Annotated in this window: 22 protein-coding genes; 12 read left to right on the top strand and 10 right to left on the bottom strand. The window is 67.9% G+C overall.

Annotated elements, in window-relative coordinates:
* Positions 1-9: 9 nt before the first annotated feature.
* The 8 genes from ACWV14_RS27090 (at position 10) to ACWV14_RS27055 (ending at position 7,533) form a co-directional block, all read left to right on the top strand.
* On the top strand, positions 10-1,125 hold the full coding sequence (locus tag ACWV14_RS27090) for a class I SAM-dependent methyltransferase (RefSeq protein ID WP_454904598.1): 1,116 nt from the start codon (positions 10-12) through the stop codon (positions 1,123-1,125).
* Between the two features lie 644 nt (positions 1,126-1,769).
* On the top strand, positions 1,770-2,663 hold the full coding sequence (locus ACWV14_RS27085; RefSeq protein ID WP_454904597.1) for a TauD/TfdA dioxygenase family protein: 894 nt from the start codon (positions 1,770-1,772) through the stop codon (positions 2,661-2,663).
* Between the two features lie 26 nt (positions 2,664-2,689).
* Positions 2,690-3,700: an ABC transporter substrate-binding protein gene (locus ACWV14_RS27080; protein ID WP_454904596.1), complete on the top strand. Its 1,011-nt coding sequence runs from the start codon at positions 2,690-2,692 to the stop codon at positions 3,698-3,700.
* Positions 3,700-4,620: an ABC transporter ATP-binding protein gene (locus ACWV14_RS27075; protein ID WP_454904595.1), complete on the top strand. Its 921-nt coding sequence runs from the start codon at positions 3,700-3,702 to the stop codon at positions 4,618-4,620. The genes ACWV14_RS27080 and ACWV14_RS27075 overlap by 1 nt, the downstream gene beginning before the upstream one ends.
* Positions 4,617-5,486, top strand: coding sequence for an ABC transporter permease (locus ACWV14_RS27070; RefSeq protein ID WP_454904594.1), 870 nt, complete (start codon positions 4,617-4,619; stop codon positions 5,484-5,486). The genes ACWV14_RS27075 and ACWV14_RS27070 overlap by 4 nt, the downstream gene beginning before the upstream one ends.
* A gap of 93 nt (positions 5,487-5,579) precedes the next feature.
* The gene (hisN, locus tag ACWV14_RS27065; RefSeq protein ID WP_454904593.1) at positions 5,580-6,365 is read left to right on the top strand and encodes a histidinol-phosphatase; all 786 of its coding nucleotides are present in this window, start codon (positions 5,580-5,582) and stop codon (positions 6,363-6,365) included.
* A gap of 10 nt (positions 6,366-6,375) precedes the next feature.
* Positions 6,376-6,570, top strand: coding sequence for a DUF2905 domain-containing protein (locus ACWV14_RS27060; RefSeq protein WP_056509065.1), 195 nt, complete (start codon positions 6,376-6,378; stop codon positions 6,568-6,570).
* A gap of 36 nt (positions 6,571-6,606) precedes the next feature.
* The gene (locus ACWV14_RS27055) at positions 6,607-7,533 is read left to right on the top strand and encodes an ROK family protein (protein ID WP_454904592.1); all 927 of its coding nucleotides are present in this window, start codon (positions 6,607-6,609) and stop codon (positions 7,531-7,533) included.
* Here the strand turns inward: ACWV14_RS27055 and ACWV14_RS27050 are convergent.
* Positions 7,506-9,023 (bottom strand): aminotransferase-like domain-containing protein, encoded by a 1,518-nt coding sequence (locus ACWV14_RS27050; RefSeq protein ID WP_454904591.1) that lies wholly within the window; start codon positions 9,021-9,023, stop codon positions 7,506-7,508. The two genes, ACWV14_RS27055 and ACWV14_RS27050, sit on opposite strands and share 28 nt — an antisense overlap.
* A gap of 181 nt (positions 9,024-9,204) precedes the next feature.
* On the opposite strand from ACWV14_RS27050, the gene ACWV14_RS27045 reads away from it, so the two are divergent.
* On the top strand, positions 9,205-9,543 hold the full coding sequence (locus ACWV14_RS27045; RefSeq protein WP_454904590.1) for a hypothetical protein: 339 nt from the start codon (positions 9,205-9,207) through the stop codon (positions 9,541-9,543).
* A 60-nt stretch (positions 9,544-9,603) separates the two neighbouring features.
* Here the strand turns inward: ACWV14_RS27045 and otsA are convergent, their stop codons facing one another.
* The 4 genes from otsA to ACWV14_RS27025 form a co-directional block, all read right to left on the bottom strand.
* Positions 9,604-10,989, bottom strand: a complete 1,386-nt coding sequence (gene otsA, locus ACWV14_RS27040) for an alpha,alpha-trehalose-phosphate synthase (UDP-forming) (protein ID WP_454904589.1) — start codon at positions 10,987-10,989, stop codon at positions 9,604-9,606.
* Positions 10,990-11,050: 61 nt separating this feature from the next.
* On the bottom strand, positions 11,051-12,973 hold the full coding sequence (locus ACWV14_RS27035; protein WP_454904588.1) for a glycoside hydrolase family 15 protein: 1,923 nt from the start codon (positions 12,971-12,973) through the stop codon (positions 11,051-11,053).
* Positions 12,970-13,770, bottom strand: coding sequence for a trehalose-phosphatase (gene otsB, locus ACWV14_RS27030; RefSeq protein ID WP_454904587.1), 801 nt, complete (start codon positions 13,768-13,770; stop codon positions 12,970-12,972). Before otsB ends, ACWV14_RS27035 begins: the two co-directional genes overlap by 4 nt.
* 76 nt (positions 13,771-13,846) lie before the next feature.
* Positions 13,847-15,115: a multifunctional CCA addition/repair protein gene (locus ACWV14_RS27025; protein ID WP_454904586.1), complete on the bottom strand. Its 1,269-nt coding sequence runs from the start codon at positions 15,113-15,115 to the stop codon at positions 13,847-13,849.
* Between the two features lie 164 nt (positions 15,116-15,279).
* On the opposite strand from ACWV14_RS27025, the gene ACWV14_RS27020 reads away from it, so the two are divergent.
* Positions 15,280-16,005 (top strand): OmpW/AlkL family protein, encoded by a 726-nt coding sequence (locus tag ACWV14_RS27020; RefSeq protein WP_454904585.1) that lies wholly within the window; start codon positions 15,280-15,282, stop codon positions 16,003-16,005.
* A gap of 21 nt (positions 16,006-16,026) precedes the next feature.
* Here ACWV14_RS27020 and ACWV14_RS27015 read toward each other — a convergent pair whose 3' ends face one another.
* The 3 genes from ACWV14_RS27015 to ACWV14_RS27005 all read right to left on the bottom strand — a co-directional run bounded on the left by ACWV14_RS27015 (position 16,027) and on the right by ACWV14_RS27005 (position 19,398).
* On the bottom strand, positions 16,027-16,710 hold the full coding sequence (locus ACWV14_RS27015) for a glutathione S-transferase family protein (protein ID WP_454904584.1): 684 nt from the start codon (positions 16,708-16,710) through the stop codon (positions 16,027-16,029).
* A gap of 98 nt (positions 16,711-16,808) precedes the next feature.
* Positions 16,809-17,357, bottom strand: coding sequence for an MgtC/SapB family protein (locus tag ACWV14_RS27010; RefSeq protein ID WP_422088204.1), 549 nt, complete (start codon positions 17,355-17,357; stop codon positions 16,809-16,811).
* A gap of 10 nt (positions 17,358-17,367) precedes the next feature.
* Positions 17,368-19,398, bottom strand: coding sequence for a transglycosylase SLT domain-containing protein (locus ACWV14_RS27005; protein ID WP_454904583.1), 2,031 nt, complete (start codon positions 19,396-19,398; stop codon positions 17,368-17,370).
* A gap of 9 nt (positions 19,399-19,407) precedes the next feature.
* Between ACWV14_RS27005 and ACWV14_RS27000 the strand changes: the two genes are divergently transcribed.
* Entirely contained in the window at positions 19,408-20,025 is a 618-nt protein-coding gene (locus ACWV14_RS27000; protein ID WP_454904582.1) for a 5-formyltetrahydrofolate cyclo-ligase, read from the top strand.
* A 9-nt stretch (positions 20,026-20,034) separates the two neighbouring features.
* On the opposite strand, the gene ACWV14_RS26995 is transcribed toward ACWV14_RS27000, so the two are convergent.
* Entirely contained in the window at positions 20,035-21,018 is a 984-nt protein-coding gene (locus ACWV14_RS26995) for a LysR substrate-binding domain-containing protein (RefSeq protein ID WP_422088202.1), read from the bottom strand.
* Positions 21,019-21,192: 174 nt separating this feature from the next.
* Between ACWV14_RS26995 and ACWV14_RS26990 the strand changes: the two genes are divergently transcribed.
* On the top strand, positions 21,193-21,516 hold the full coding sequence (locus ACWV14_RS26990) for a DUF2917 domain-containing protein (RefSeq protein ID WP_422088201.1): 324 nt from the start codon (positions 21,193-21,195) through the stop codon (positions 21,514-21,516).
* 58 nt (positions 21,517-21,574) lie between these two features.
* On the opposite strand, the gene ACWV14_RS26985 is transcribed toward ACWV14_RS26990, so the two are convergent.
* Complete coding sequence (locus tag ACWV14_RS26985; RefSeq protein ID WP_454904581.1) at positions 21,575-21,979, bottom strand: BLUF domain-containing protein; 405 nt, start codon at positions 21,977-21,979, stop codon at positions 21,575-21,577.
* Positions 21,980-22,034: the final 55 nt, after the last annotated feature.

The following is a 22,034-nucleotide window of genomic DNA, read 5'->3' as shown; positions in this document are numbered from 1 at the left end:
AATGGCGCCGTGACGACAAAGACAACCTCCAGCAGTTTACCCACCGCCCTCGATCACCTCATCGCGCGTTCCGTCGAGCGCGCGGGCGGCTGGATCGGGTTCGACCGCTTCATGGCGCTGGCCCTGTATGCGCCCGGCCTCGGCTACTACGCCAACAGCTCCGCCAAGTTCGGCCACATGCCGTCTTCTGGCAGCGACTTCGTGACCGCGCCCGAACTCACGCCGATGTTCGGCCAGACGCTGGCCGCGCAGGTTGCCGAGGCGCTGGAGAAGACCGGCACCTCCACGGTGTGGGAATTCGGCGCGGGCTCCGGCGCGCTGGCCGTGCAACTGCTGCATGCGCTCGACGAAATGGGGCGTACCGACGTGCGCTACCGCATCGTCGACCTGTCCGGCACCCTGCGCGAGCGGCAGCAGCAGGCGCTGGTGCGCTATGCGGACCGGGTCGAGTGGCTCAACGAGTTGCCCGAAGCCATGGAAGGCGTGGTCGTCGGCAACGAGGTGCTCGACGCGATGCCGGTGCAGTTGCTGGCGCGCGTGGGCAGCCAGTGGTTCGAGCGCGGCGTGGTGCGCAACGCGCAGGACGACGGCTGGGCCTGGGCGGACCGGCCCACCGAGCTGCGGCCGCCGGTCGACGTGCCCGGCGAGCACGACTACCTCACCGAGATCCATCCGCAGGCCAAGGCCTTCATCGCGACGCTGGCGGACCGTCTGAAGAAAGGCGCGGCCTTCCTGATCGACTACGGCTTCCCCGAGGCCGAGTACTACCACCCGCAACGTCACATGGGCACGGTGATGTGCCACCGCGCGCACCAGGCCGATGGCGATCCGCTGTCCGACGTGGGCTACAAGGACATCACTGCGCATGTGGACTTCACCGGGATTGCGCTTGCTGGTCAGGATGCGGGGCTTGAGGTGCTGGGCTATACGAGCCAGGCGCGGTTTCTGCTGAACTGCGGGCTGTTGGCGAAGATGGAGCAAGGCACGACTGCTGAACGGGCGATGGCCGCGCGGCTGATCCATGAGCATGAGATGGGGGAGTTGTTCAAGGTTGTCGGGTTTGCCGTGGGGGAGGCTTGGGAGGCGATGGGGTTTGTTGAGGGGGATCGCAGTCATACGCTTTGAGGGCTTGTGATTGTTTTGCTTTCCGGGGCCGGGACTCGCCCCGGCGGGCGACTCACTTTCTTTTGCTTCGCCAAAAGAAAGTAAGCAAAGAAAAGGCGACCCCACTGTCTGCGAACCCTTCGCTGCGCTACGGGGCAGCCTGCGGTGCTCGCGTTTCGCGGGGTCTCGCAGAACTCGCTTCGCTCAAACAGCTGCGAGCCCTGATCCGCGAAACGCTGCGCTCCTCGGCGCAGCCAGAGGGGAGGGGAAGCTGGCCGGGCCTTTGCTTCGCTCGGCCCCACGCGGCACACACGCGAGCGTGTGTGCCATTCGCGCCGAGCGAAGCGATGGCACGTTTGGTTTTTCAATCCCTTCTGGCTGCGCCGAGGAGCGCAGACGTAGGCGGGATCAGGGCCGCAGCTGTTTGAGCGAAGCGAGTTCTGCGGACCCCCGTCTACGTCGAGCACCGCAGGTTGCCCGTAGCGAAGCGGAGGGACGCAGACAGCAGGGTCGCCTTTCTTTTGCCTACGTTTCTTTGGCGAAGCAAAGAAAAGTAGGTCGGCTGCCGGGCCGAGACCCGGCCCCCACCCTCAAAAATCCAAAGTCATAAGCTAGCAACGAAGAGTTCGTTTGGGAATGGCACCCCGCAACCTACATTGGCGGGCATGACTGCCGTTCTTTCCAGCCGCGTGGCCGAAGTTGCCACTCAGCACTTCGAAGTGCGCCCCTTCGACGCCCCGGTAGGCGCCGAAATCGTCGGCCTCGACATCTCGAAACCGATCAATGACGCGGACTTCGCGCGCATTCACCGCGCACACCTCGACCACCATGTACTGGTGTTCCGCAACCAGCAGATCACCCCGCAGCAGCACATAGATTTCAGCCGCCGCTTCGGCCCGCTCGAAATCCACGTGCTCCATCAGTTCCAGCTGAAGAACCACCCGGAGATCCTGATCGTCTCCAACATCAAGGAGAACGGCGAACCCATCGGCCTGGGCGACGCGGGGGTCTACTGGCATTCGGACATCTCGTACAAGCCCAAGCCCAGCCTCGGTTCGCTGCTGCATGCGCAGGAGTTGCCCAGCGAGGGCGGCGACACGCTGTTCGCCGACCAGCATCTGGCCTGGGAGGCGCTGAGCCCCGAGCTGCAGCAGCGCATCCTGCCGCTGAAGGCAGAGCACAGCTACCTGGCCAAGTACGAAGAGCTGCGCGCGAAGAACCCGTGGCGGCCGAAGCTCTCGCAAGCGCAGATCGACCACGTCGCTCCCGCCGTGCAGCCCGTGGTGCGCACGCACCCTGAAACCGGCCGCAAGGCGCTGTTCGTCAGCGAGCATTTCACGACGCGCATCGTCGGCCTGCCGCAGGACGAGAGCGACGCACTGCTGGCCGAGCTCTTCGCGCACAGCGTGAAGCCCGAGTTCGTGTTCCGCCACAAATGGGCGCCGCACGACCTGGTGTTCTGGGACAACCGGTCGCTGATGCATCTGGCGGCAGGCACGCCCGACCACCTGCGCCGCCGCCTCAACCGCACCACCATCGTCGGCGACACGCCTTTCTGATCGATCTTTCTCCGGACCCATTGCAAATGAACCGCTTCATCCGCAAAGCCGCCGCGCTCGCCGCCGGCCTCAGTCTCCTTGCCGGCAGCCTGGCCGCGCATGCCGAGGGCCAGATCCGCATCGCCGAGCAGTTCGGCATCGTCTACCTGCTGCTCAACGTGGCGCAGGAGCAGAAGCTCATCGAGAAGCACGCCAAGGCGGCCGGTGTGGACGCCAAGGTCGAATGGGTCAAGCTCTCGGGCGGCTCGGCGGTGAACGACGCGCTGCTGTCCGGCAACATCGAGATCGCCGGCGCCGGCGTGGGGCCGCTGCTCACGCTGTGGGACCGCACCAAGGGCAAGCAGAACGTGAAGGGCGTGGCTTCGCTGGGCAACTTTCCGTACTACCTGGTGACCAACAACCCGAACGTGAAGTCCATTGCCGACTTCACCGACAAGGATCGCATCGCGCTGCCCGCCGTGGGCGTGTCGGTGCAATCACGCGTGCTGCAGTTCGCTTCGGCCAAGCTGTGGGGCGACAAGGAGTTCAACCGGCTCGACAAGATCAGCGTGGCGGTGCCGCACCCCGACGCGGCGGCGGCCATCATCAAGGGCGGCACCGAGATCACCGGCCACTTCGGCAATCCGCCGTTCCAGGAGCAGGAGCTCGCGGGCAATCCGAATGCGCGCATCGTGCTCAATTCGTACCAGGTGCTGGGCGGGCCGTCGTCGGCCACGGTGCTCTATGCGACCGAGAAATTCCGCAGCGAGAACCCGAAGACCTACAAGGCCTTTGTCGATGCCCTCGACGAGGCCGCGAAGTTCGTCACCGCCAATCCGGAGAAGGCGGCGGACATCTACCTCAAGGTGAGCAACGCCAAGCTCGACCGCGAGTTGCTGCTGAAGATCATCAAGAACCCCGAAGTGCAGTTCAAGACCACGCCGCAGAACACCTATCCGCTGGCGGAGTTCATGCACCGGGTGGGCGCGATCAAGAACAAGCCGGCTTCGGTGAAGGATTATTTCTTCGACGATGCGCAGAACGTTTCGGGGAACTGATGAGCACGGCGAAGGTGCGTTCGGGGTTTGACTCCTTCCCCCTCTGGGGGAAGGCCGGGATGGGGGCGGGCGGAGCGGTGGCGAAGCAGGCGCCGTCTGCCCCCGCCCCAGCCATCCCCCAGCGGGGGAGGGAGCAAGACGCCAACGCACCGCTGCTCCAAGTCGACAACGTCAGCCTCGAATACCGCACCCCCGAGCGCGTCGTGCGCGCCACGCACCGCGTGAGCTTCGACGTCCACGCCGCCGACCGCTTCGTGCTGCTCGGCCCATCGGGCTGCGGCAAGTCCACGCTGCTGAAGGCCGTGGCCGGCTTCATTGCGCCGGTCGAAGGCGAGATCCGCCTCGAAGACCGGCGGGTGACGCAGCCCGGCCCCGACCGCATCGTCGTGTTCCAGGAGTTCGACCAGCTGCCGCCGTGGAAGACGGTCAAGCAGAACGTGATGTTCCCGCTGCTCGCCTCCCGCACCCTCGGCAAGAAGGAGGCGGCCGAGCGCGCGCTGCACTACCTCGACAAGGTGGGGCTGTCGAAATTCGCCGACGTGCATCCGCACCAGCTTTCGGGCGGCATGAAGCAGCGCGTGGCGATAGCCCGTGCGCTGGCGATGCAACCGCGCGTGCTGCTGATGGACGAGCCCTTCGCCGCGCTCGACGCGCTCACGCGCCGCAAGATGCAGCAGGAACTGCTCGAACTGTGGGACGAGGTGCGCTTCACGTTGCTGTTCGTCACCCATTCGATCGAGGAAGCGCTGGTGGTGGGCAACCGCATCGCGCTGCTGTCGCCGCATCCGGGGCGCATGCGTGCGGAGATCAACAGCCACGGCTTCTCGCTCGACAGCCTGGGCAGCGCTGAATTCCAAGGCACGGCGCAACGTATCCACGACATGTTGTTCGAGGAAGAGACACAGGAGGCTGCGGCGTGAGCGCCGTCGTTCCGCCAATCCGCCCCGAGTACGAGCGCACGCTCGAGCCCTTCACCGAACTGCCGATCGAACGCACGCTGCCGCTGGGCACGCGCATCTGGTCGCAGGCCTGGCTGCGCAAGGGGCTGATCCTCGTCGTCATTGCCGTGCTGTGGGAGCTGGCCGCCCGCTGGCAGGACAACGACCTGCTGCTGCCCACCTTCACCGCCACGGCGCGCGCGCTGTTCGAGGGCCTGGCCAGCGGCGAGCTGATCGAGAAGGTGCGCATCTCCCTCGCGGTGCTGCTGCAGGGTTACCTGGCCGGCGTGCTGCTGGCCTTTGCGCTCACCACGCTCGCCGTGTCGACGCAGATCGGCCGCGACCTGCTGGACACGCTCACGTCCATGTTCAACCCGCTGCCCGCCATCGCGCTGCTGCCGCTGGCGCTGCTGTGGTTCGGGCTGGGCCGGGGCAGCCTGGTGTTCGTGCTGATCCATTCGGTGCTGTGGCCGCTGGCGCTCAATACCTACGCGGGCTTCCAGGGCGTGCCCGAAACCCTGCGCATGGCCGGGCGCAACTACGGGCTGAAGGGCCTGCGCTACGTGCTGCAGATCCTGGTGCCGGCCGCGCTGCCGTCGATCCTGTCGGGGCTGAAGATCGGCTGGGCCTTTGCATGGCGCACGCTGATCGCGGCCGAGCTGGTGTTCGGCGCCTCATCGGGCAAGGGCGGCCTGGGGTGGTACATCTTCCAGAACCGCAACGAGCTCTACACCGACCGCGTGTTCGCGGGCCTGGCGATGGTGGTGCTGATCGGCCTGCTGGTCGAAAGCCTCGGCTTCAAGACGCTGGAGCGGCTGACGGTGCGCCGCTGGGGCCAGCAGCGCTAGCAGCCGGCGGATTCAGGCGCCGGCCCCCGGCGTGCCAAAGCGGCCCCGGCTCGGGTCTAATCGCAGGTTTTGGCACGCGTTTCCTTCTCTCCCATGAGTTCTTCCTCTTCCGACCTCTCGCCGATCGCCGAAGCGCTGGCCGATGCCGCCGCCGCCCAGTCGATGCTTTACTTCCGCACCCCGCTGGACATCATCACCAAGGCCGACGAAAGCCCCGTCACGCTGGCCGACCGCGCCGCCGAGACGGCGATGCGCCAGATCCTCGGTGCCCGCGTGCCGGCCGACGGCATCTACGGCGAGGAACACGGCCCCGAGCGGCTCGAGGCCGAACGCGTCTGGGTGCTCGACCCGATCGACGGCACCCGCAGCTTCATCACCGGCTCGCCGCTGTGGGGCACGCTGATCGGCGTGCTGCAGGGCGGGCGGGTGGTTTTCGGCATGGTCGACATGCCGGTGCTCAAGGAACGCTGGATCGGCCGCAACGACGGCAGCGGCAAGGGCGCCACGCGCGACGGCCAGCCGGTGCGCGCCAGCAATTGCACCGAAGTGGCCAAGGCCCGCATCGTCACCACCTCGCCCGACATCTTCGCGCCGGCCGACTGGGCCGCCTTCGACAAGCTCAGCCGCCAGTGCGCGATGCGCCGCTTCGGCGGCGACTGCTACGGCTACGCCCAGCTGGCGGGCGGCACCATCGACCTGGTGGTCGAGACCGGCCTGCAGCCCTACGACTACCTCGGCCCGGCCGGGCTGATCGAGGCGGCGGGCGGCGTCATCACCGACTGGCAGGGCCAGCCGCTGGGCCTGAAGTCCGACGGCAGGGTCATTGCCGCTGCAACGCCCGAACTTCACCGACAAGCGATGGCCCTGCTCTCGGCCTAGACTCCTGGGCATGTTCCGCTGGCTGATCGTCGTCGTCCTTGCCCTGGTGCTCATGAGCGGGCTGACCGCCTGGCTGCGCCGCTTCGGGTTCGGGCGGCTGCCCGGCGATTTCGAGTTTCGCGCCTTCGGCCGCGAGTGGCAGCTGCCGATAGCGAGCACCGTGGTGCTCAGCATGATCGCGGCGCTGGTCGCGCGGCTGCTGTAGTGGCGCCCCTGACCTGAGAGAGAGAAGACCCCCGCAATGAGAGCCTGCGTAGACATCGGTGGCACCAAGGTGGCCGTGAGCCTTTCCCCCTCGAGCGACACGCCGCTGGTCGGCCGCCGCAGCGAGCCGACCGCCAAGACCGGCGACAACGACGCGGTGGCGGTGCAGATCATCCGCATGATCGAGGAGGTGTGCGCGGAGCAGGGCGTCGATCCGGCCACGGTCGACCGGGTGGGCGTGTCTTCCACCGGTCCGTTCGAGCTGCGCGACGGCCTGGTCGAACTGGCCACGCCCAACATCTGCGGCGGCATCGCCGGCCCCTCGCGCGGGCTGCCCAACTCCTGGATGACCGCCATCATCGAAGCCCCGCTGGTCAAGCGCTTCGGCAGCGTGCGCGTCGAGAACGACGCCGTTGCCGCGCTGGAAGCCGAGCGCCACTGGGGCGCGCTGAAGGGCCTGGACAACTGCGCCTACGCCACCTGGAGCACGGGCGTGGGCGTGGGCCTGTGCGTCGATGGCCGGGCGCTGCGCGGCAAGAACGGCAACGCCGGCCACGCGGGCCACAGCTTCGTGGTCGACGACGCCAGCGGCGCACTCTGCGGCTGCGGCAACTACGGAGACGTCGAGGCGCTGGTGAGCGGCAGCTCGATCGAGCACCGCTTCGGCCAATCGGCGGCCGAACTTTTCAGCGCCGCCGCTGCGGGAGAGCCACAGGCCCTCGAGACGGCCGAGGCGCTGTGCCGCATCGTCGGCCGGATGCTCTACAACATGGTCATCACGCTCGACCTGCAGCGCATCAGCCTGGGCGGCAGCGTGTTCTCGCACAACAGCGACTTCGTGCTGCCGCGCCTGCAGGCGCAGATCGACGGCAAGCTGCTGCCGCTGACGCGCGGCGTGCTGCTGGTGCCCGCCGGTCTCGGCGACAAGGTCGGCGACTACGCGGCCCTGGCGCTGCTCGACTGAGCTGAGGAAGAAGAAGGCGCCTTGCGCCGCTCGGGCGTGGCCGGCGGCGCCACGCCGCAGCCCTCGGCCACGATGGCACCCAGCCGGCGCAGCCCGGCATCGACCGCATCTGAATACGGCCAGCCGCAGTTGATGCGCAGGTAGTGGTCGAAGCGCGGCGAGTTCGAGAACTGCGCGCCCGGCGCCACCAGCATGTGCTCGCGCAGCGCCGCGTCGAACACCGATACCGAAGACAGCCGCTGCGGCAGCTCCACCCACAGCTGCAGCCCGCCGCGCGGCAGGTTCAGCCGCGTGCCCTGCGGAAAATACCGGGCGATGGCGTCCGCCGTCTGGTCGCGCTGCACATGCAGCCGCTCGCGCAGCCTGCGCAGGTGGCGGTCGTAGGCGCCGCCCGCGATGAACTCGCCCGCCGCTATTTGCGCCAGCGCCTCGTTGTTGCGGGTCTGCGCGTACTTGAGCATTTCCACCTGCGCATGCCAGCGCCCGGCGGTGATCCAGCCCAGCCGCAGCCCCGGCGCCAGCACCTTGTGCAGCGAGGCGCAATAGATCACGTTGCCCGTGCGGTCCCATGACTTCAGCGCGCGCAGCGGCGTGTCGCTCTCGACCAGGTCGCTGTAGGTGTCGTCCTCGACCAGCGCGATGCCGTGGCCCTCGCACAGGTGCACCAGCCGCTGCTTGTGGGCGTCGGGCATCACGCTGCCGATGGGGTTCTGCAGGTGCGGCACCACCACCACGGCCTTGATGTCGTCGTAGGTCTGGATGGCCAGCTCCAGCGCCTCGATGGAGATGCCGGTCTGCGGGCTGGTCGGGATCTCGAGCGCACGCATGCCCAGGCTCTCGAGCACCTGCAGCAGGCCGTAGAAGGTGGGCGACTCCACGGCCACCGTGTCGCCCGGCTTGGCGATGGCACGCAGCGCGAGGTTCAGCGCCTCGATGCAGCCGTTGGTGACGAGCACCTCGTCTGGCGCCACCGTCATGCCGATGCGCAGGTTGCGCTGCGCCACGGCTTCGCGGAACTGCAGGTGGCCCTTTTGCGACGAGGCGGTGGTCAGCAGCTCCGGCCGCTGGCGCAGTGCGCGCGTCATCGAATTGCGCAGCGCCTCGGCCGGGTACAACTCGGGAGCGGCCCGGGCGATGGCGAAGTTGAGCTTGACGCCCGTATGCCGCCCGCGCGCCATGAAGTTGGCCATGCGCTCGCGCATGCTGACGAACTGCGCGGGGTCGGGCGGCACGTCGGCCACCGGTTCTTCCATCGGCGCGATGGCCAGGCGCTGCGGCCGCCGCACGAAGTAGCCCGAGCGGTCGCGCGCCTCGACCCAGCCGTCGCTTTCCATCGCGCGGCAGAGCTGAAGCGCGGTCGACAGGCTGATGTCGTGCAGCCGCATCAGGCTGCGCAGCGACGGCAGCTTGTCGCCCTGCTTGAGCGAGCCGGTGTGGATCGCATCCACATAGTGAGCGGCAAGCTGGCGGTAGAGCGGTAGCGAGTCCATGGGGCTGATGTTCCCCCGATCGGGCATTGGAAAACAGATGCAGTTGCTCGGGAAAACCACCATAACAGATGCGCTGGCACGGCGGCTGTTATGGCTGCAATAGCCAGCGCGTGTGCCTGTTTTTCGGGCAGCCGAATTCCTACGATCGATGCCCGACCACCGCTTTTCTCGAAGGCACGCCATGATCACCACGCTCTCTTCAGCCCCCGCCTCAGTCATCCTGGAGCCGGGCCAGTCCCTGCGCACCGCCGTCGAAGCCGGCACGTGGCTGCAAGTGGCCGAGGGGCGGGTGCGAATGGTGTCTCCGCCCAGTTGGTTCGGCGACACGGTGTTTTCAGCGCAGGCAGTGCTGGACGAGGGCGATGTGCATCATCTGACCCACGGTGGCTGGATCGAGGTGTCGGCGCTGAGGCCGGCGCACCTGCGGGTTCATGCGCCCGTGACTACTTCGGCTTCCGTGTCCGGGCAGAAAGAATCTCGGCCGGTGATGCGCTTTGTGCGGCTGCTCACTGGCTGGTGAGCCTGGGGGAATTCATTTCGGGGTGCGTGCCCAGGGCACGCATGACGCAAAAAGCAAAGCTCAACGCTCGCTGTCCGCCTCGCGCAGCGCGTCCAGGAAGGTGCGGCGCCACCAGTGGATGTCCTGGTCGCGGATGCGCGACAGCAGCTTCTGGTGCCGCTCGCGCCGTTCTTCCAGCGGCATGTGCAGCGCCTGCTGCACGGTTTCCGCCGTGCCGTGCGTGTCGTACGGGTTCACCAGCAGCGCCTCTTTCAGCTGCTCGGCCGCGCCGGCAAAGCGCGACAGCACCAGCACGCCGGGGTCGGCCGGGTCTTGCGCGGCGATGTATTCCTTGGCCACCAGGTTCATGCCGTCGCGCAGCGGCGTCACCAGCCCCACGGCCGCCGCGCGGCACAGCCCCGGCACGCGCTTGCGCGCCACCATGCGGTGGATGTAGCGCACCGGCATCCAGTCGAGTTCACCGTAGTCGCCGTTGATGGCGCCGCACAGCGACTCGAGCTCGCGGCGGATGTCGCCGTAGGCGTCGACCGTCTCGCGCGTGGGCGAGGCGATCTGTATCAGCGTCGCGCTGCGCCGGTTCTCCGGGTAGTGCGCCAGCAGCTCGCGGAACGCGCGCACGCGCTGCGGAATGCCCTTGGAGTAGTCGAGCCGGTCGATGCCCAGCAGTAGCCGGCGCTGCGAATACTCGCGCTTCATGGTGTCGTACATGTCGCGCGATTCCTTCGCATGCGTGAGCGCGGCGAACTCGTCCACGTCGATGCCGATAGGGAACGCGCTGCAGCGCACCGTCTGCCCGTAGGCGCGGTACATGTCGTCGCCCAGGTACTGGCCGCGCGCCTCGTTGCGCACGTAGTGCTCGAAGTGCTGCACGTCCTGCTGGGCCTGGAAGCCGATCAGGTCGTAGGCGAACAGCGAGCGCATCAGCCACTCGTGCTGCGGAATGGCCGCGATGATGATCTGCGGCGGCAGCGGAATGTGCAGGAAGAAGCCGATGCGCTGCTTGCAGCCCATCGCGCGCAGCTCGGCCGCCAGCGGTATCAGGTGGTAGTCGTGCACCCAGATGATGTCGTCTTCCTTCAGCAGCGGCAGCAGCTTGCGCGCGAACAGCTGGTTCACGCGCCGGTAGCCGCCGATGAAGCCGGCGTCGAAGTGCGCCAGGTCGAGCCGGTTGTGGAACACCGGCCAGAGCACGTCGTTGCTGTAGCCGAGGTAGTAGCTGTCGTGGTCCTCGCGGCTCAGGTCGATGGTGGCTAGCGTGACCTTGCCGGCCTGCTGCCGGTGCAGTTCGCCTTCGCCGGTCGGCCCGCCTTCGATGATCTGCCCGCTCCAGCCGAACCACAGGCCGCCGCTTTGCTGCAGCGATTCGCCCAGGGCCACGGCCAGGCCGCCGGCCGCCGGCTTGCGTGGATCGGCCACGCGGTTCGATATGACGACGAGGCGGCTCATGGCGCCGCCCCCTCGGGGGGTGGAGTTACACGAGCGCAGCGAGTGAAAAGCCGGGGGGCGTTCATATGGCGGAGTCCCACGGAGCGGACAGGCGTACCGCCGCATTGATGATGCCGACCATCGAATAGGTCTGCGGAAAGTTGCCCCACATCTCGCCGGTGACCGGATGCGTGTCTTCAGACAGCAGGCCCAGCGGGTTGCGCGCGGCGAGCATGGTCTCGAAGATCTGCCGCGCCTCTGCCTTGCGGCCGATCTTGGCGAGCGCATCGATGCGCCAGAAGGTGCAGATGTTGAAGGCGGTCTCGGGCTTGCCGAAGTCGTCGGCGGCCTCGTAGCGGCGCATGTAGGGACCGTCACACAATGACTTCTCCATGGCGTCGACAGTGGATATGAAGCGCGGGTCGCGCGCGTCGATCAGGCCCACCTCCACCATCAGCAGGATGCTCGCGTCCAGCTCGTGCCCGCCGAAGCTCTCGGCAAAGGCCTGGCGTTCCTCGCACCACGACTTGGTGAGGATCTCTTCCTTCATGCGCGCGGCGTGGCCATGCCAGTAGGCGGCGCGTTCGGGCAGATTCAGCGCGCGGGCGATCTTGCTGAGCCGGTCGCAGGCGGCCCAGCTCATCAGCGCCGAGCTGGTGTGCACGCGTGCGCGCGTGCGCAGCTCCCACATGCCGGCGTCCGGCGTGCCGTAGACGCGCACCGCCTGTTCGCCCACCGCCTCGAGGTGCGGAAACTCCGCCAGCCCCGCGCGGCTGAGCAGCCGGTGGTCGTGGAAGGCCTGCGCCGCACCGAGCACGATGTTGCCGTACACGTCGTGCTGAAAGTGTTCTTGCGCCTGGTTGCCCACGCGCACCGGACCCATGCCGCGATAACCCGGCAGGCCGTCGACGAAGGATTCGGGCAGTTCGCGCTCCAGCCCGATGCCGTACAGCGGCTGGATGTGCTCGCCGTGCGAGCCGATCACCACGTTGCCCAGCCAGCGCAGGTAGTCTTCCATGGTGCCCACTTCGCTCAGCGAATTGAGCGCGCGCACCACGAAGAAGGCGTCGCGCAGCCAGCAGTAGCGGTAGTCCCAGTTGCGCTGGCTGCCCGGCGCCTCGGGAATGCTGGTGGTCATGGCGGCGACGATGGCGCCGGTGTCTTCATACAGCGAAAGCTTGAGCGTGATGGCCGCGCGGATCACCGCGTCCTGGTACTCGAAGGGGATCGCCAGGCGCTTGGTCCAGGTGCGCCAGTAGGCGATGGTCTCCTGCTCGAACTTGCGCGCGGTGTCGGCAATGCCGTCGAGCAGCGTCTCGTCCACGCCGAACATGAAGTTGTATTCGCGCGAGATCACGAAGGGCTGGCGCGAGAGGATGTGCGAGATCGAGGCGTCGGTGTTCAGCCGCAGCGTGAGGTCGGGCCCCACATAGCGGATGTGGTTGCTGCCGCGCGTGACCTCCACCGGCGCCGATGCACCCCACTGGAAACGCGGATCGAGCGACACGCGGATGCGCGGCGCACCGGCAATGGGCCGCACGCGGCGCACCAGCATCAGCGGGCGGAAGTAGCGCGAGCGGCTGTAGAACCGCGGCGCGAAGTCGGTGATCTCGATGCCCTGGCCCGCGCTGTCGAAGAGCTGCGTGCGCAGCACGGCGGTGTTCGGCTCGTACCACTGCTTGGCTTCGGCGAAGTCCTCGATGTCGATGCTCCAGGCGCCGGCTTCTTCGCCCGGGTGCAGCAGCGCATTGAAGACCGGGTCGCCGTCGAATCGCGGCAGGCAGCACCACACGGCGCGTCCGCGCGCATCGATGAGCGCGCTGTAGGCGCAGTTGCCGATCACGCCGACATCGAGCGAGGGCTCGGCCGGCGGCGCGAAGCTGCGCGGTCCGGGGGCGGCGGCGGCCTTGATGTCGACCGGTGCGCGGTCGTCGGGTCCGGCCGAGCCTGCCAGGGCTGCGCCGGCGTGCGCTTCGGGGGCCGTCGATAGTTGCTGTTCGCTCATCCGGGGTTCCTCGGGGATTCAGTGTCTGTTGTCTTGCCTGCCGCGGGCGCTCCCAGCATGTCGCGTGCCTGCACCAGCCATTCGTACACTGCGCGCGGCGATTCGAGCCGGTGCAGCGCCAGGCTGGGGCCCGAGCCCACCTTCACGCCGATGCCGCCGCGCGGCTGCACCACCGCGAAGCCGCTCTCGTCGGTGGTGTCGTCGCCAAGGAAAACGGGCGTACGCCCGGCGAACGGCGCCTCTTCCATGAAGGCATTGATGGCAATGCCCTTGTTGATGCCCGCGGGCTTCACTTCGAACACGAACTTGCCGTGCATGAGTTCGACCTGCGGGTCGTGCGCGATGGCGCGCGACATGGCGTCGCGGCACACCGCCTCGAGCTGCGGCGCGAGCCGGTAGTGCAGGGCGATGGCGGCATGCTTGCGCTCCACCAGCAGGCCTTCGTGCACGCGCGCGAGTTCATTGGCGATGTCGAGGATGGAGGCAAGGTCGGGCGGGCGCTGCTCCTGCATGTGGCCCTTGGCGTCGCGGCGCTGCACGCCGTGCTCGCCGGCCGCCGGCAGGCGCAGCGGCGCCAGGAAGCGGTCGATGGAGTCGATCTGGCGGCCCGACACGACGGCAAGCGCGCCGCCGAGCTGGTCGCGCAGGTCGCTCAGGAGAGGAACGAGGGCCGGCGGGATCTCGATGGCTTCAGGCGTGGGCGCAAGCCCGACCAGCGTTCCGTCGAAGTCGAGAAAGAGGGCTGCATCCCGGCCCAGCGGAGGAGGCAACTGCAAGTTGCTGGAGGACTTTGGCATTGGGAAAAACCATAGCACGGGCGACCCGCCTCCCGTGTCGGCCAAAGCCGGCTGTGCAGCAGGGCCTTGGGCGCTTTCAGTCCGGCGATGCCGCCGCGGCCGCCACAGCCTCCACCCGGGCCTTGTGGATCGCCTCGCCGATCTTCGGGCCGGTGGCGCCCGCCTGCTGGGCGGCGCGCGCCACCACGTCGGTGGGCACGGCCGCCGCGGTGGCCAGCACCGCCAGCAGCCGTGGGCGTTGCGGATAGGCCGTGTCCTCGAAGCCGAGCCGGCCGCGTGCGTCGCACTCGCAGGCCAGCAGCGCCTCGGCAAAGCGCGCGGGCTTGCGGAAGGCGTCGCAGCGCTCCAGCAGGCGCACCAGCTCCGCCGCATCGAGCGAGCCGCTGCCGTGGATGTGGCCGTGCTCGCGCGCCACCACCTCGGCCAGCTCGCGGATGTCCACCGGCACGCGCCAGCGTTCGCACACCTGCTGCAGCAGTTCGACGCTGCGCTTCTCGTGGCCGGTGTGGCGCGGCAATACGTCGGCCGGCGTGGTGCCCTTGCCCAGGTCGTGCATCAGGCAGGCAAAGCGCACCGGCAGCGAAGCCTGCAGCCGCGCGGCGGTGTCGAGCACCATCATCAGGTGCACGCCGGTGTCGACCTCGGGGTGGTGCTCGGCACGCTGCGGCACGCCCCAGAGCCGGTCGACCTCGGGCAGCAGCACGGCCAGCGCGCCGCAGTCGCGCAGCACCTCGAACATGCGTGAAGGCCGTGTTTCCGCGAGGCCGCGCGACAGCTCCTGCCACACGCGCTCGGGCACCAGCGCATCGACCTCGCCGGCCGCCACCATCTCGCGCATCAGCGCCATGGTCTCGGGGGCGACGCCGAAGTCGCGGAAGCGCGCTGCGAAACGCGCCACGCGCAGGATGCGCACCGGGTCTTCGCGGAAGGCGTCGGTCACGTGGCGCAGCACCTTGTCGCGCAGATCGCGCTGGCCGTGGAAGGGGTCGGCCAGCGTATCGGACGTGGGGTCGAAGCTGCCGTCGGCATTCACCAGTTCGGCGGGCAGCGCGATGGCGTTGACCGTCAGGTCGCGGCGCGCGAGGTCCTGTTCCAGCGTGACGTCGGGCGCGGCATGCACGGTGAAGCCGCGGTAGCCGGGCGCGCTCTTGCGCTCGGTGCGGGCCAGCGCGTATTCCTCGCGCGTTTCAGGGTGCAGGAACACCGGAAAGTCGCGCCCCACGGGCAGGTAGCCGCGGGCCACCATGGCTTCGGGCGTGGCGCCGACCACCAGCCAGTCGTGGTCGGACACCGGCCGGCCTAGCAGCCGGTCGCGCACCGCACCGCCAACGAGAAAAATTTTCATGAATGCAGTGTAGGGATACTCCGTACCTCAAAAATAGAACGATCGTTCGATAATTTCCGGCGCGGAGCGGGCCACCATTCGTCCGGCGGGCAAATGTCAGCGGCGGCTACAAGCCGAGGCTGCGCTTCGCAGAGGGATTTCTCAATCAAAGGAGCTTTCACATCATGAAGAAAACAGTGTTTGCGTTGGCGGCTCTGGGCGCCCTGGCGTCCGGCAGCGCGATGGCGCAGCAGGCGGGCGACTGGGTCGTCGGCACGGGCTGGTTTCACCTGTCGCCGCAGGATTCGAGCAAGCCGCTGACCGTGACCTCCCCGATTCCGGCGGTGCTGCCCGGCTCGGGTGCCAGCGTGAGCGACTCCGACACCCTGGGTCTCAATGCCACCTATTTCCTCGACAGCAACTGGGCCGTGGAAGGCGTGTTCGGCATACCGCCGAAGTTCAAACTGAACGGCACCGGCACCCTGGCCCGCGTCGGCCAGCTGGGCGAGGCCCGCCAGTGGAGCCCGACCATCCTGGGCAAGTATTTCTTCAATGACGCCAACTCGGCGTTCCGTCCGTTCGTGGGCCTGGGCGCGACCTACGTCTGGTACAGCGACGTGAATCTCACGTCGAACCTGCAGGGCGCTCTGGCCCAGCAGTTCGGCGTGTCGCCCTTCGGCGTGAACACCACGGCCAAGCTCGACAGCAAGTTCGCGCCCGTGCTGAACGCCGGCGTGGCTTACCAGTTCGACAAGCACTGGGGCGTCTCGTTCTCGGTGTCGTACATCCCGCTGAAGACCACGGCCAAGCTGACGACCACCTCGATCACCGGCCTGCCGGTGGCCACGAGCCAGGCCAGCCTGAAGCTGAACCCGATCGTCACTTATTTAGCGGCCACCTACCGGTTCTGACCGCCATCCTCTGCGAGGACCTTACCGCCCCGTGCGGTAAGGCTCCTCGAACTGCAGGAAATCCTTCTCCGCCAGTCCGCCGTCGATCCAGGCCTTGACGCCCGGCAATGCCTGCACACGCTCGATGTAGGCCGTGATGTGCGGTGGCACCGGCAACCCGTAGGTCTTGATGCGCGTGCCGACGGGCGCGAAGTAGGCGTCGGCGATGCCGAACTCGCCGAACAGCATGGGGCCGCCATGTGCATCGAGCAGGCCGCTCCACATCTGCACGATGCGCGCGAGGTCGCTGGCGACCGTGGGCTCTTCCTTCATCAGCCGCGCGCCCACTTCGGTCAGCGAGGCTTCCAGATTCATTCCGCAATGGCCGCGCAAGCCGCCGAAGCCCGAGTGCATCTCGGCGCAGACGCTGCGGGCGCGCGCCCGGTCGGCCGCGTCGCGGGGCCACAGCTGCTTTTCAGGGAAGGTCTCGGCCAGGTACTCGGCGATGGCCAGCGTGTCCCAGATCGCCAGGTCGCCGTCGACCAGCACGGGCACCTTGGCCACCGGGTTGATGGTGGCGATGACGCTCTTGAACTTCGAGTCTGCTTCGAAGGAGTCGAAGCGCACCATCACTTCCTCGAAGGGAACGCCGGCCTGCTTCATCAGCACCCAGGGGCGCATGGACCAGGACGAGTAGTTCTTGTTGCCGATGTAGAGCTTGCGCATGAGAGCCTCCCGGGCGTTGAGTGCAAAGTTTTAAATGCTAGCTGCGCGTCACGGCGCGATTGATGACGAACGCGGCGCGAATTGATGCGCCGGCGCCTTCAGCGGCCGGGCGTGTCGTCGACCGAGGCAATTACGCGCGGCGCGGTGCTGTCCTTCGGGCCGACTGCACGCTCGATGAGCCCCACGAGGCGCGGCACCAGCGACAGCACCGCCAGCGCCAGCAGCGCGCTCAGCAGCGCGGTGGCTTCCCGCCCGAGGCCGCAGGCCATCCCGATGGCGGCCGTCATCCACAGCCCGGCGGCGGTGGTCAGGCCCTGCACGTGGCTTTCGTCCTTGCCTTGCTTGAGGATGGTGCCCGCGCACAGGAAGCCCACGCCCGCCACCAGCCCCTGGATCACCCGGCTCATGTCGGCCGGCACGATGCCGGTCTGCTGCGGTATCAGCACGAACATCGCCGAGCCGATGGCCACCAGCATGTGCGTGCGAACGCCGGCCGCCTTGCCCGCCTGCTCGCGCTCGAAGCCGAGCAAGAAGCCCAGCGCGGCGGCCAGCGTGAGGCGCAGCACGATGCGCGTGAGCTGCGCCACATCGGTCACGTCCGAGAATTCGGACACGATGGTGTCAAGGACCTCGTCGCGCCAGCTCATGCCGAGCGCCTCAAGGCAGGTCCTTGTTCGGTTCGGGCTCGGCGGCGTCGCGCGGGCCGACACGGCCCAGGCGCTCCTTCAGCGACTGCGGCCGGCCGCTGATGATGGCGGCGTAGTTGGTGGTGTTGGCCAGCACCTTCTTCACGTAGTCGCGCGTTTCGCTGAAGGGCACGTTCTCGGCCCAGATGGCGGCGTCGAGCACCGGGCCGTTGCGCCAGTTGCGCGGGCGGCCCGGGCCGGCGTTGTAGGCGGCGGCGGCCAGGGCCATGGAACCGTCGAAGTCGTCGAGCGCCAGCTTCAGGTAGTTGGTGCCGATGGTGATGTTGGTCTCGCGGTCGTTGATCTGGTTGGGCGAGAAGTCGGTCAGGCCGATCTTGCGGGCCGTCCAGCGCGCGGTGGCGGGCATGACCTGCATCAGGCCCGAAGCGCCGACGCCTGAGCGCGCATCCATGATGAAGCGGCTTTCCTGGCGGATCAGGCCGTAGACGTAGGCCGGGTCGAGGCCGATGTCCTGGCTCTTGCGCAGCACCGTGTCGTGGAAAGGCATGGGAAAGCGCTGATCGACGTCGACCACGCCCTTGGTGCGCTCGCTGGTGTTGATGCAGCGGTCCCACACCTCGCGCTGGCAGGCGAAGTCGGCCGCGGCCAGCAGGGCGCGGTCGTCCATGCCGCCCTTGTCGTGCAGGTTGGTGGCGTAGTTCCACTCGCGCGTGCCTTCGGGGCGCAGGCCTATCGCGATGGCATAGAGGCCGCGGGCCAGCGACGGGTTGGCGCGCGCGGCGGCTTTTTCTTCAGGCGTGAGCGGGGCGGGGCGGGTGGGCACCATGGTGCGCTGGCCCAGTTCTTCGAGCGCCAGCATTTCGTAGAAGCCGCGCGAACCTGCAATGCTCTGGTAGAGCTCGCGGGCCTGGGCGCGGCGCTCTTCGCTGCCGCTGTTGGCCAGCGCGCGGGCCTTCCAGTAGACCCAGGTCGGGTCGAGCTGGGCGGTTTCGCTCATGGCGTTGATGGCGGGCGCCACGTCTTTCCACTGGCCGGCGCGCAAGGCGGCGCGCACGCGCCAGCCCAGCATGTCGTCGGACAGGTCGCTGTTCTTCGTGACGTTGGCGAAGTAGGTGCCGGCCTGCGGCGAGAGCTTGCTCGCTGCCTGGCGGCCGATGGTGCCCCAGAGCCAGTTGCGCTCTTCGGCCGAGAGCATCGGGCCCCACTTGCCGTCGAGCTGCGATGCGGCCATGTCGGGATCGGCGATGGCGACCTTGATGAGCGCGAGCACCACCAGCTCCTTGCGCGACTTGGCGGCCACGAAGGCACGCCCGGCCAGGAACTTGGCGGAGCTGGCGTTCAGCTCCTCGAACAGCGGCAGCGCATCGGGCGCGGCGATGGTGACCGCGCCGCGCGCGGCCTGCGGGCGATTGGCCTCGATGGCCAGGCGTGCCTTCTTCCAGGCGTCGGCCGGCGTCATCAGTCGGGCGGCGACCATGCGGTCGGCGGCGGTGAGGCAGCCGTCGTCGGCGTCTTTCTGTGCGAACCAGTTGCGGCGCACCTCGTCGGCCTGCGCCTGCGTGGCGGTGCCGCTGCGCAGCGTGTCGACCAGCGTGGCGTAGCAGCGCACCTGCGCGTCGTCGCCCATGCGGAAACCGGCGATGGCGGCGGAGAAGTTGTCCCAGTCGCGGCGCTGGCCGGTGAGAAGCAGCCAGTCGTTGCGCAGGCGGTCTTCCTGGTAGGTGCCGGCGTAGCGCGCGAAGAAGTCCTGCACTTCGTTGGGCGAGGCTTCCTGCAGGCGCGCCTTGAGTTCCCAGTAGGCGGCCCAAGGTTCCAGTGCATGCCCGCGGGCCTGCGGCAGCAGGGCCGACAGGCGGGCCTTGTCGCCGCGCTGGAAGGCCTGCTTCATCTGGATGAGCACGTCGTCGTTGGTGTTGTTCTGGGCGGCGGCGGGTTGCTGCGAGAGCAACGCGGCGAGGGCCAGGACAGCGGAAAAAACGAGTGCGGGAGTTGCGCCGCGCGGGCGGCGGCGCTTGGATGCCAAAATGCTTGGGAACTGCATCGGGGGATTATGGACAAGTCAAAGGATGCCGACACCTCGGCGACCGCGAGTTTTCTTAAGGATCAGCTGCGAAAAGCACTGATCGAGCAGCGACTGGCAATGCCCGACCGCCTGGCGCGCGCCGATCTCCTGCAGCGCGTGATGCGGATCTGGCTGGTCGGCCGGCCCGACACCGTGATCGGCGCCTACTGGCCGATCAAGGGCGAATTCGATCCGCTGCCCGCTCTGCACCGCTGGAAGGAGGACGGCGAGCTCATGGAAGAGACGCAGCGCCGCCGCATCGGACTGCCGGTGATCGACAAAGTTCACAAGACCCTGACCTTCCATGCCTGGTACCCGGGCTGCCAGATGGAAGAAGACGCCTACGGCATCCCCAAGCCCAAGGACACCGAGCTGATCGTGCCGACCCTGCTGTTCGTGCCCTGCGTGGGCTACAGCGCGGGCGGCTACCGGCTGGGCTACGGCGGCGGCTTCTACGACCGCACGCTGGCGGCGCTGGAGCCGCGGCCGTTCACGGTGGGGCTGGGCTTCACCCACGGCTTCCTGGACGACTTCGAGCCCGAGGCGCACGACCTGCCGCTGGACGCCATCCTGAACGACAACGGCGTGGTCTGGCCGACCAGCTGAGCCCCCGGCTCAGTCGAGGTTGTCCACCGTGTCCGGGTCGGGCACCTCGCCGATGGTTTCGCGCGTGGTGATGGCCTGCAACTGCAGCCAGTCCCAGAAGGCCTTGATCTCGGGCCGCAGCGCGTTGCGCGGGCCGGCGATGAGCCAGTAGGCCATCGGCGAGTCCATGCGGTGCTGCGGCAGCACCTCGACCAGGTCTCCGTTGGCCAGGCTTTCCGCGATCAGCGAGCTGCGCGCCAGCGTCACGCCCTGGCCGGTGAGGGCGGCCTGCACCATCTGGTAGGCGTAATTGAAATAGAGCCAGCGCTTGGGCTGGGCGCGTTCCTGGCCGTTCACCTCGAACCAGCGGCGCCAGGTCAGCCACTCGAGGTGGGTGCGGTGGGCGTCGCCGGCCTCGATCAGCGTGAAGCGGGTGATGTCGGCGGGCGTCTTGATGGGCGGGCTGCTCTTCAGCAGCCAGGGGCTGGCCACCGGCGTCAGCGTTTCGCCGAACAGGCGCACCGCGCCGGCCGGCATGACCTCGCGCGGGCCGTAGCGCAGCGCGATGTCGACGTCTGCCACTTCGAGGTCGACCGCCACGTCGCTGGCGTCGATGCGGATGTCGATTTCGGGGTTGTCGCGCTGGAAGGCTTCCAGCCGGGGAATCAGCCACATCGACGCGAACGAGGCAAAGGTGGTCAGCGACACGCTCTTGCGCCCCGCGCTCTGCCTTATTTGACGCACCGCCATGTCGATGCGCGGCAGCGACTGCTGCACCGCCAGCAGCAGCTGCGCGCCGGCGCTGGTGAGCTCCACCGCCCGGGTGTGGCGCAGGAACAGCGCCACGCCCACTTCTTCTTCCAGCGACTGGATCTGCCGGCTGACGGCCGACTGGGTGAGCGCCATTTCCTCGGCGGCGGCGCGGAAATTCAGGTGGCGGGCGACGGCCTCGAAGGCGCGCAGATGCCCGGCCGAGATCGGCCGGGAGCGCAAGTGGGTTTGCGAATGTTGCATGGGTATGACTTCGAGCGGCAATCTGGCGGGCAGATGCATTGATGCGAAACGGGCATCAGTAGGCTACCTCCTTTTCATTGGACTGCCAACGGCCCAGGAACGATCATTCATTCCCGAACTGCGCAATTGCCTTCTGTCTGTCAAGCGCTTCGGCAAAGCCCAGGAGTCCTCATCATGTCCACCGCCGTCTGCACCACCGAATCGCTCTCGTCCCTGTCCGTTCCCGCCCGCACCGCCGCTGCCGCAGTGCCGCCAGCCGTGCGCCGTGGCGCCTGGCAGATCGCCCCCGGCGAGGCGATGAGCCTGAAGGCGCGTTCGACCAGCGTGCTGCGGGTCAAGCAGGGCCGCGTGTGGATCACCCCCGACGCCACGCTCGCCAACCCCAGCGAAGACCTGGTGCTCGCACCCGGTGAGTCGCTCACGGTGGCGGCGGGCCAGCGCATCGTCATGGAAGCGTGGGACGGCTACGGCGCGACCTACAGCTGGGACAACGCCTGATTCTCGGCCAACCCTGCGCTGGCGAGAGGCGGCTTCGGCCGCCTTTTTCTTTGGCGCCTCAGCCGTTGATGTCGAAGCTGGGCCGCAGTGCCAGGAAATGCAGGAGGGCGGTTTCGCCCTCCAGGGCGTGCACGCCCGACATCAGGTGCGGCCCCTCGCTTTCCGCCAGGCCCAGCCCGAAGCCGGTGTAGCGCCGGTTGCGCAATCCGCCCTCGTAGGCGATGCGGACGTCGATATGGCGCGGGTCGCGTTCGATCCGCCGCATCAGCGCCTCGACCGCCTCGCGCGGGCCCTCCAGGTGCTGGCAGAACCGCAAGCCGTCGAAAACCAGCAGTCCGGTGATGCCCCGTTCGGCGTTGCGTGCGCGCGCCTGGGCCACGATGGCGCCCACCGGCGGGGGCGCAAATTCCTGCACGAGAGTGCTGCAGTAGAGGATTTCGTAGAGTGGCTGGTCTTGCGTCATGCGTCTTCAGGAGAAAGCGCTGCGGAGTCTAGTGACGCGAAAGACGCTCCGAAAT

It is taken from the genome of Variovorax durovernensis (genome assembly GCF_977011995.1).
Note: the sequence above shows the minus strand (reverse complement) of the source record. Positions and strands in the feature narration are given on the sequence as shown.

Bases quoted from the DNA above. Each gene is read 5' to 3' on its own strand.
- ACWV14_RS27010 (WP_422088204.1), bottom strand. From the start codon at position 17,357: ATGAGCTGGCGCGACGAGGTCCTTGACACCATCGTGTCCGAATTCTCG.
- ACWV14_RS26985 (WP_454904581.1), bottom strand. From the start codon at position 21,979: ATGACGCAAGACCAGCCACTCTACGAAATCCTCTACTGCAGCACTCTC.
- ACWV14_RS26990 (WP_422088201.1), top strand. From the start codon at position 21,193: ATGTCCACCGCCGTCTGCACCACCGAATCGCTCTCGTCCCTGTCCGTT.
- hisN (WP_454904593.1), top strand. From the start codon at position 5,580: ATGAGTTCTTCCTCTTCCGACCTCTCGCCGATCGCCGAAGCGCTGGCC.
- ACWV14_RS27015 (WP_454904584.1), bottom strand. From the start codon at position 16,710: ATGCGCAAGCTCTACATCGGCAACAAGAACTACTCGTCCTGGTCCATG.
- ACWV14_RS26995 (WP_422088202.1), bottom strand. From the start codon at position 21,018: ATGCAACATTCGCAAACCCACTTGCGCTCCCGGCCGATCTCGGCCGGG.
- ACWV14_RS27045 (WP_454904590.1), top strand. From the start codon at position 9,205: ATGATCACCACGCTCTCTTCAGCCCCCGCCTCAGTCATCCTGGAGCCG.
- otsA (WP_454904589.1), bottom strand. From the start codon at position 10,989: ATGAGCCGCCTCGTCGTCATATCGAACCGCGTGGCCGATCCACGCAAG.
- ACWV14_RS27020 (WP_454904585.1), top strand. From the start codon at position 15,280: ATGAAGAAAACAGTGTTTGCGTTGGCGGCTCTGGGCGCCCTGGCGTCC.
- ACWV14_RS27050 (WP_454904591.1), bottom strand. From the start codon at position 9,023: ATGGACTCGCTACCGCTCTACCGCCAGCTTGCCGCTCACTATGTGGAT.
- ACWV14_RS27000 (WP_454904582.1), top strand. From the start codon at position 19,408: ATGGACAAGTCAAAGGATGCCGACACCTCGGCGACCGCGAGTTTTCTT.
- otsB (WP_454904587.1), bottom strand. From the start codon at position 13,770: ATGCCAAAGTCCTCCAGCAACTTGCAGTTGCCTCCTCCGCTGGGCCGG.
- ACWV14_RS27075 (WP_454904595.1), top strand. From the start codon at position 3,700: ATGAGCACGGCGAAGGTGCGTTCGGGGTTTGACTCCTTCCCCCTCTGG.
- ACWV14_RS27035 (WP_454904588.1), bottom strand. From the start codon at position 12,973: ATGAGCGAACAGCAACTATCGACGGCCCCCGAAGCGCACGCCGGCGCA.
- ACWV14_RS27085 (WP_454904597.1), top strand. From the start codon at position 1,770: ATGACTGCCGTTCTTTCCAGCCGCGTGGCCGAAGTTGCCACTCAGCAC.
- ACWV14_RS27080 (WP_454904596.1), top strand. From the start codon at position 2,690: ATGAACCGCTTCATCCGCAAAGCCGCCGCGCTCGCCGCCGGCCTCAGT.
- ACWV14_RS27005 (WP_454904583.1), bottom strand. From the start codon at position 19,398: ATGCAGTTCCCAAGCATTTTGGCATCCAAGCGCCGCCGCCCGCGCGGC.
- ACWV14_RS27060 (WP_056509065.1), top strand. From the start codon at position 6,376: ATGTTCCGCTGGCTGATCGTCGTCGTCCTTGCCCTGGTGCTCATGAGC.
- ACWV14_RS27055 (WP_454904592.1), top strand. From the start codon at position 6,607: ATGAGAGCCTGCGTAGACATCGGTGGCACCAAGGTGGCCGTGAGCCTT.
- ACWV14_RS27025 (WP_454904586.1), bottom strand. From the start codon at position 15,115: ATGAAAATTTTTCTCGTTGGCGGTGCGGTGCGCGACCGGCTGCTAGGC.